This is a genomic window from Streptomyces coffeae (genome assembly GCF_016741875.1).
GTDB classification, from domain to species: domain Bacteria; phylum Actinomycetota; class Actinomycetes; order Streptomycetales; family Streptomycetaceae; genus Streptomyces; species Streptomyces coffeae.
Genome location: NZ_JAERRF010000162.1, coordinates 1 through 754, shown reverse-complemented (window position 1 = coordinate 754; position 754 = coordinate 1). Strand labels below are relative to the sequence as shown.

The window sequence follows — 754 nt, the reverse complement described above, 5'->3', positions numbered from 1 at the left end:
TGTGGTCCTGGGCGAAGACCTGGGTGCTTTGCGTTCGGGGCTGACCGAGCTGGTCGGTGGTGAGCCTTCCTCCGTGTCCGGTGTGTTCAATGACGGCCGTACCGGCTGGATGTTTACGGGGCAGGGTAGTCAGCGGGTGGGGATGGGCTGTGAGTTGTATGGCCAGTTCCCTGTCTTCGCCCGGGCGTTGGATGAGGTCTGCGGTCATCTGGATGGGGTGCTTGAGGGTGTTGCGGGGTTTGGTGTGCCGGTGCGGGAGGTGTTGTTCGCGGGGGAGGGTTCCGAGGAGGCGGTGCTGTTGGACCGCACTGGCTATGCGCAGACGGGGTTGTTTGCGGTGCAGGTTGCGTTGGTGGAGTTGCTGCGTTCCTGGGGTGTGAGTCCGGATGTGGTGTTGGGGCATTCGGTTGGTGAGTTCGTTGCCGCGTATGTGGCGGGTGTGTTTGGTGTGGAGGATGCCGCCCGGTTGGTGGCGGGGCGTGCGCGGTTGATGCAGGCGTTGCCGGAGGGCGGCGCGATGGCAGCCATCGAGGCCGGCGAGGCCGAGGTTACGGAGATTCTGGGCGGTTTGCCGGATGGTTCGCGTGTGGGGATCGCGGCGGTCAACGGTCCGACGGCTGTGGTGGTCTCTGGTGACGAGGATGCCGTTGAGCAGGTGATGGCGGTTGCAGGCGAGCAGGGCTGTCGGGTGTCGCGGCTGCGGGTGAGTCATGCGTTCCATTCGGCGTTGATGGAGCCGATGCTGGCGGAGTTC

Annotated in this window: 1 protein-coding gene; it reads left to right on the top strand. The window is 65.1% G+C overall.

Annotated features, from left to right (window positions below; all coding sequences use genetic code 11):
• A partial coding sequence (locus JK363_RS41490; protein WP_201883499.1) for an acyltransferase domain-containing protein occupies positions 1-754 on the top strand: 754 nt, incomplete at both ends.